At 70.3% G+C, this 6,800-nt stretch carries 7 protein-coding genes and 1 pseudogene; 6 read left to right on the plus strand and 2 right to left on the minus strand.

Annotation, left to right across the window (positions count from 1 at the left end; genetic code table 11):
* Window positions 1-1,003, minus strand: a 1,003-nt coding sequence (locus tag AC2W7G_RS06765; protein ID WP_485867759.1) for a 5'-3' exonuclease, incomplete at its 3' end; no start/stop codon positions are given.
* Between the two features lie 33 nt (window positions 1,004-1,036).
* Window positions 1,037-1,642, minus strand: a complete 606-nt coding sequence (locus AC2W7G_RS06770; RefSeq protein ID WP_485867764.1) for a GNAT family N-acetyltransferase — start codon at window positions 1,640-1,642, stop codon at window positions 1,037-1,039.
* A 180-nt stretch (window positions 1,643-1,822) separates the two neighbouring features.
* Between AC2W7G_RS06770 and AC2W7G_RS06775 the strand changes: the two are divergent.
* From AC2W7G_RS06775 to AC2W7G_RS06800, 6 genes and pseudogenes are all read left to right on the plus strand, one after another.
* Window positions 1,823-1,951 (plus strand): annotated as a pseudogene (locus tag AC2W7G_RS06775) (DUF554 domain-containing protein); the annotation flags it as partial.
* Window positions 1,952-2,063: 112 nt separating this feature from the next.
* Entirely contained in the window at window positions 2,064-2,501 is a 438-nt protein-coding gene (locus AC2W7G_RS06780; protein ID WP_485867765.1) for a DUF554 family protein, read from the plus strand.
* 137 nt (window positions 2,502-2,638) lie between these two features.
* On the plus strand, window positions 2,639-3,934 hold the full coding sequence (locus tag AC2W7G_RS06785) for a branched-chain amino acid ABC transporter permease (protein ID WP_485867760.1): 1,296 nt from the start codon (window positions 2,639-2,641) through the stop codon (window positions 3,932-3,934).
* 16 nt (window positions 3,935-3,950) lie between these two features.
* Window positions 3,951-4,949 carry a branched-chain amino acid ABC transporter permease gene (locus tag AC2W7G_RS06790; protein ID WP_485867761.1) on the plus strand — a complete coding sequence of 333 codons (999 nt, stop codon included), beginning with the start codon at window positions 3,951-3,953 and terminating at the stop codon, window positions 4,947-4,949.
* Window positions 4,950-4,953: 4 nt separating this feature from the next.
* Window positions 4,954-5,832 (plus strand): ABC transporter ATP-binding protein, encoded by an 879-nt coding sequence (locus AC2W7G_RS06795; protein ID WP_485867762.1) that lies wholly within the window; start codon window positions 4,954-4,956, stop codon window positions 5,830-5,832.
* On the plus strand, window positions 5,832-6,575 hold the full coding sequence (locus AC2W7G_RS06800) for an ABC transporter ATP-binding protein (RefSeq protein WP_485867763.1): 744 nt from the start codon (window positions 5,832-5,834) through the stop codon (window positions 6,573-6,575). The genes AC2W7G_RS06795 and AC2W7G_RS06800 overlap by 1 nt, the downstream gene beginning before the upstream one ends.
* Window positions 6,576-6,800: the final 225 nt, after the last annotated feature.

Genomic DNA, 6,800 nt, shown 5'->3' on the forward strand with positions numbered 1-6,800 from the left:
CGCCCAGCCACCTCGACGCCGACCGGGTCGCCCCGGCGTGCTCGTCGAGCCACGCCCGCAGGCCGCCCTCGGCCACGTGGGTGAGGTCGAGCTCGAGCGCGGCGCCGGTCTCGGCCTGCTCGTCGGCCGCACCTAGGTAGCTGAACAGCCGCTCGCGCAGCACCGCGAACTCGAGGGCGTCGAACACGCGGTGGATGGCCTCGCGGTCCCAGGCGGTGCTGAAGGCCAGGTCGGCCGGGCCCAGCGGCAGGTCGAGGTCGCGCACGAGCGCGTTGATCCGGCGATTGCGCAGCACGTCGTCGAGGTGGTCGCGCAGCGACTGGCCGGCTTTGCCCGGCACCTTCTCGACGTCGGCGACGAGCGCCTCGAGGCTGCCGTACTGGTTGATCCACTTGGCCGCGGTCTTGGGACCGACGCCGGGCACGCCGGGCAGGTTGTCGCTGGTCTCACCCACCAGCGCGGCGATCTCGGGGTAGTGCTCGGGCGTGACGCCGTACTTGTCGAGCACGGCGTCCGGCGTCATGCGGGCCAGGTCGGAGACGCCCTTGCGCGGGTAGAGCACCGTCGTGGTCGGCGTGACCAGCTGCAGCGCGTCGCGGTCGCCGGTGCAGATGAGCACCTCCATGCCCTGGGCCTGGGCCTGGGTGGCGAGGGTGCCGATGATGTCGTCGGCCTCGAAGCCGTCCTTCTCGAACATCGGGATGGAGAGCGCCTCGAGCACCTCCTTGATCAGCGTGACCTGGCCCTTGAACTCGTCGGGGCTCTTGGAGCGGTTCGCCTTGTACTCGGCGTACTCGGTGGCGCGGAAGGTCTGGCGCGAGACGTCGAACGCGACGGCGACGTGCGTGGGCTGCTCGTCGCGCAGGACGTTGATCAGCATCGAGGTGAAGCCGAAGACGGCGTTCGTGTGCTGGCCGGTGCTGGTCGAGAAGTTCTCGACCGGGAGGGCGAAGAAGGCGCGGTAGGCGACCGAGTGTCCGTCGATGAGCAGCAGGCGAGTCACGGCCCCGACCCTACCGGCCGCGGCCGACAGGACTCACTCGGCGAAGCGGTGCCCCTCGCGCTCGCGGCGGCGCAGCGTGCGGCGCATCGCGATGAGCCGTCCGGTGTCGCGCGAGGCGCCGGTGCGGGTGCTCAGGCGCGAGCGCAGGACGCTCGCCTGGATGGCCCGCACGGTTGCGATCTGCCCGAAGCCGAGCTTGGTCAGGTAGCGGTTGGGCTCGCGGGCGTGGGCCGGGGTGACGGCCACGACGACCTCGCAGGCGTGCTCCTCCCCCGCGTGCTCGGCGGCCGACAGCAGCGTCATCGCCACCGACCGGCGGCGGAAGCGCGGGGAGACGTGCAGCTCGAGCACGGTCAGCGTCCGCGTGAGGTTCAGCGGGGTGAGCGTGCCGATCTGGAACACCACGACGCCGACCAGCTCGTCGTCGACCGAGGCGACGATCATGTGCCGGCCCGGCGCGCTCAGCGTCAGCTCCAGGGCCTGCTCGGCCTCCTCGACCGACGGCTCGCGCCACAGGTTCGCGTAGGCGGACGCCTCGATGCCGTCGGACCGGTTGGCCGCCGCGCACTCGGACCACAGCGCGACGAGCTCGGCGGCGTCGGCGGGCTTCGCCTCGCGCAGGGAGACGCCGGTTCGCATCGGCACGGGGGTGGACCTCCTGGGTGGCCACGGGACGTTCGCCTCGAACGAGGCTGGGACAGCATACCCGCGCGCCGCGGTAGGTTCTCCCGACGGCAGACAGGAGGCAGCGTGGTCATCGGAACCGGGACGCTCGTGAACGTCCTCACCGTCCTCGTGGGGTCCGGGCTCGGGCTGCTCGTGGGCCATCGCCTCCCGGCGCGGACGCGCACCCTGGTGACGGACGCGCTGGGCCTCGTGACCCTGCTGATCGCGGCGCTCGCCGCGCTCGAGGTGACGTCGCCGGCGCTCGAGGACGCGGTGGGCTCCAGCGCGCCCGTGCTGGTCGTGCTCGGCGCCCTCGTCCTCGGCGGCCTGCTGGGCTCGTGGGGCCCGGGTCGAGGAGCGGCTCGAGGCGACCGGCGGCTGGCTGCAGGCGCGCCTGTCCCCCGGTGGCGCCGCCGACGGCCGCGCCCGCTTCGTCGAGGGCTTCGTCACCAGCTCGCTCGTGTTCTGCGTCGGGCCGCTCACCATCCTCGGCTCGCTCAACGAGGGGCTCGGCAACGGCGCCGACCAGCTGCTGCTCAAGTCCGCCCTCGACGGCTTCGCGTCGTTGGCCTTCGCCGCCTCGTTCGGGCTCGGCGTGATGGCCTCGGCCCTGTCGGTCGGCGTCGTCCAGGGCACGCTCACGCTCGTCGGCGTCCTGCTCGGGACGTTCCTGCCCGACGCCCACCTGGACGCGATCACGGCGACCGGCGGCCTCGTGCTCGTGGCCGTCGCGCTGCGCCTGCTGGACCTGCGCCGCGTGGCGGTCGGCGACCTGCTGCCCGCCCTGCTCGTCGCCCCCGTGCTGGTCGAGGTCGTGACCCGCCTGCGCTGAGCGGGCTTAGTCGAACTGCAACCAACTTGTTACACCCCAGGTGACGCAACAGGGGGTGCAGGGACCTGGGTCACGTCTATGCTCCCAGGGACCATTCAGCGGCACGACCTGCTGCCTGAACGAACTAGGAGCCACGCGTGCGACTGCGACCCGCAGCTGTCCTCGCGGTTGTCCTGGGGGCCCTGGTCGTCGTCGGACTCGCCTCGCCCGCAGGGGCGGCGTCCGACGCGATCAACGTCAAGGGCACCCTCAGCGACACCCGTACCGATCCCCCCGAGCCCGTCCCCGACGTGAAGATCAGCGTCGAGATCGACGGGTCCGAGGTCGCCTCCGGCGTCAGCGGACCCGACGGCACGTTCACGATCCCCGTCCCCGGCTCGCCGGACGACCTGCTGGGTCAGGACCTCACGATCAAGCTCGACTCCGAGACCCTCCCCGAGGGCACGAGCCTGACCGAGGAGGACAAGACGTCCTTCACCGTCATGGTGAAGACCAACGCCGACATCACGGTCAACTACGGCATCGGCCCCGAGGCCGACCAGGGCCCCGGGCTGCTGCAGGAGATCGTGCAGAACAGCATCAACGGCGTCTTCCTGGGCCTGCTCCTGGCGCTCGCCGCGCTCGGCATCTCCCTGGTGTTCGGCACCACCGGCCTGACCAACTTCGCCCACGGCGAGCTGATCACGTTCGGCGCGCTGGCCGCCTACCTGCTGCAGGACGCCTTCGGCTGGAACTTCTACGCCGCCGCGCTGCTCGCGGTGGTCCTGGCCGGCGTCTTCGGCCTGGCCAACGACCGCCTGCTCTGGAAGCCGCTGCGCAGCCGCGGTACCGGCCTGATCGCGATGATGATCGTCAGCATCGGTCTGGGCATCTTCCTGCGGAACGTCTACCAGTACTTCTTCGGCGCCGACAACCACCAGTACCGCGGCGTCCCCGCCGGCGACCTGTGGGACCTCGGCGGCGTGGGCGTCTCGCCCAAGTCGTTCTACATCGCTGTCATCTGCGTGGTCGTGCTGATCCTGGTCTCGCTGGCCGTGACCCGCACCCGCCTGGGCAAGGCGACCCGCGCCGTCTCGGACAATCCGGCGCTCGCCGCCTCGTCCGGCATCGACGTCAACCGGGTCATCACCACCGTCTGGATCGCCGGCGCCGCGCTGGCCGGCATGGGCGGCATCATGTGGGGCCTGCAGAACGGCTTCGACTACCAGGTGGGCAACAAGATCCTGCTGCTCACGTTCGCCGCGGTCACCCTCGGCGGCCTGGGCACGATCTGGGGCACCATGGCCGGCGCCCTCATCGTCGGGCTCCTGGTCGAGCTGTCCTCGATCGTCCTGCCGCCCGAGCTCAAGTACGTGACCGCGCTCGTCGTCCTCATCCTGATCCTGCTCGTGCGGCCCCAGGGCCTGCTGGGCCGGGCTGAGCGCGTCGGCTGAGGGAAGGAGAGCACTGATGAGCTGGTTCGAAGTCCTCACCAACGCGATCGAGCAGGCCGTCGGCCCGCAGGCGGTCGTCTACTGCCTGGCCGCGATCGGCCTGAACATCCACTTCGGCTACACCGGTCTGCTGAACTTCGGTCAGGCCGCCTTCATGATGGTCGGCGGCTACGCCGTCGGAGCCCTGGTCCAGACCTGGGGCCAGAACCTGTGGCTGAGCATCCTGGTCGGCCTGCTGGCCGCCGTGGTGCTGGCGCTGATCCTCGGCGTCCCGACGCTGCGGCTGCGCGCCGACTACCTGGCCATCGCCACCATCGCCGCCGCCGAGGCGCTGCGCCAGATCCTGGGCGCGGCGAGCCTCAACGACACCTTCGGCGGCCAGGACGGCCGCTTCGGGTTCACGAGCACGCTGCGTGACCTCAACCCCATCCCCGCGGGGGGCGTGGATCTGGGCATCGTCCAGTTCCGCTCCTACGACTTCTTCATCATGATCATCGGCTGGGTGCTGATCGCGCTGCTGTGCGTGTTCATCTACCTGCTGATGCGCAGCCCCTGGGGCCGCGTGCTGAAGGGCATCCGCGAGGACGAGGACGCCGTCCGCAGCCTGGGCAAGAACGTCTACTCCTACAAGATGCAGGCGCTCGTCCTGGGCGGCGTCATCGGCGCCCTCGCCGGCATCATGAGCGGCCTGGCCACGAGCAACGTCGCCCCGTCGGACTTCGCGACCGACACGACGTTCTTCGCCTACACCGTGCTGCTCATCGGCGGCGCAGCCCGGGTCCTCGGCCCGGTGCTGGGCGCGCTGATCTTCTGGTTCTTCCTCAACGGCCTCGACCTGTTCTTCGGCAAGGCCACGAGCGGCGAGAACCCCTTGATCCCGTCGGCGATCATGGACGGCAACCAGGCGAGCCTCATGCGTCTGATCGTCCTCGGTCTCGTGCTGATGCTGATCATGATCTACCGGCCGCAAGGCATCCTCGGAGACAGGCGGGAGCTGGCGATCGATGGACGCTGACACCATGAACGACAAGCACGAGGCCGGCCACGCCGGCTCCGACGTCATCCTCGTCGCCGACGGCGTGACCCGGACGTTCGGCGGCCTCAAGGCCGTCGACGTGGACCACTTCGAGATCCCGCGGGGCAAGATCACCGCGCTCATCGGTCCCAACGGCGCCGGCAAGACGACGTTCTTCAACCTGCTGACCGGCTTCGACAAGCCCGACGAGGGCTCCTGGACGTTCAACGGCCAGAGCCTGTCCGGCGTCCCGCCCTACAAGGTGGCCCGCCGCGGCATGGTGCGCACGTTCCAGCTCACCAAGGTGCTCTCGCGCCTGACCGTGCTGGAGAACATGCGCCTGGGCGCCACGGGCCAGAAGGGCGAGCGGTTCCTGCCGAGTGTCCTGCGGTTCCTGTGGCAGGGCCAGGAGGACGCCAACACCGAGCGCGCGATGGACCTGCTGCGCCGGTTCAAGCTCGACGCCAAGAAGGACGACTTCGCCGGTTCGCTCTCGGGCGGCCAGCGCAAGCTGCTGGAGATGGCGCGCGCCCTCATGGTCGACCCCGAGCTGATCATGCTCGACGAGCCGATGGCCGGCGTGAACCCGGCCCTCAAGCAGTCGCTGCTGGGCCACGTGAAGTCGCTGCGCGACGAGGGCCGCACGGTCCTGTTCGTCGAGCACGACATGGACATGGTCCGCGACATCAGCGACTGGGTCGTCGTCATGGCGCAGGGCAAGATCGTCTCCCAGGGCACGCCGGACGCCGTCATGAGCGATCCTGCTGTCATCGACGCCTACCTGGGCGCCCACCACGACGCCGAGCTGACCTTCGACATGGAGGAGCAGATCGAGGCGGAGGCCGAGCAGGAGATCGCGGCCGAGACCGAGGAGAAGCACTGATGGTCGACTTCACCAACCCCGAGGGCGCCGTCCTGCGGGCCGACGACCTGGTCGCCGGCTACCTGCCCGGCGTCAACATCCTCAACGGTGCGAGCCTGCACTGCCACGAGGGCGAGCTCATCGGCATCATCGGGCCGAACGGTGCGGGCAAGTCGACGTTCCTGAAGTCGCTGTTCGGCCTCGTGCAGGTCCGCGAGGGCGACGTGACGCTCAAGGGCGAGAGCATCGTCGGCAAGCGCGCCGACCAGCTCGTGTCCGCGGGCATCGGGTTCGTCCCGCAGACGAACAACGTCTTCCCGTCGCTGACCGTCGGCGAGAACCTCGAGATGGGGATGTACCTGGCGCCCAAGAAGTTCAAGGAGCGCTTCGGCTACGTCACCGACATCTTCCCGCGGCTGCTCGAGCGCAAGGACCAGCGGGCCGGCTCGCTGTCCGGCGGCGAGCGGCAGATGGTCGCCATGGGCCGCGCGCTCATGATGGACCCGTCGGTGCTGCTGCTCGACGAGCCGTCGGCCGGCCTCTCCCCCGCCCTCCAGGACGAGGTGTTCCTGCAGACCAAGAGGATCAACGCCGCCGGCGTCTCGGTCGTCATGGTCGAGCAGAACGCCCGCCGCTGCCTGCAGATCTGCGATCGCGGCTACGTCCTGGACCAGGGCAAGGACGCGCACACCGCGTCCGGGCGCGAGCTGCTCAACGACCCGAAGGTCATCGAGCTGTACCTGGGCACGCTGGCCAAGGCCTGACGCCCTCCCCGACGAAGGCCCCCGCACACCCTCCCGGGTGCGGGGGCCTTCCCCTGTCCGCCGGCGTCCGGTCCGCTGCCGGAGCCGCTCCCGTTCCTCGAGCCCGTCGGGAGGGCTTCCTCCGGCACGCTCAGGGAGCCATCGCTGCGGCCCAGGGAGCGGGTGCTCCCGCTCCGGGAGCGCGGGGACGCACGAGGGCCCCGGACGACGTCGTCCGGGGCCCTC

The organism is Aeromicrobium sp. PFPM2_SD2, assembly GCF_057364525.1.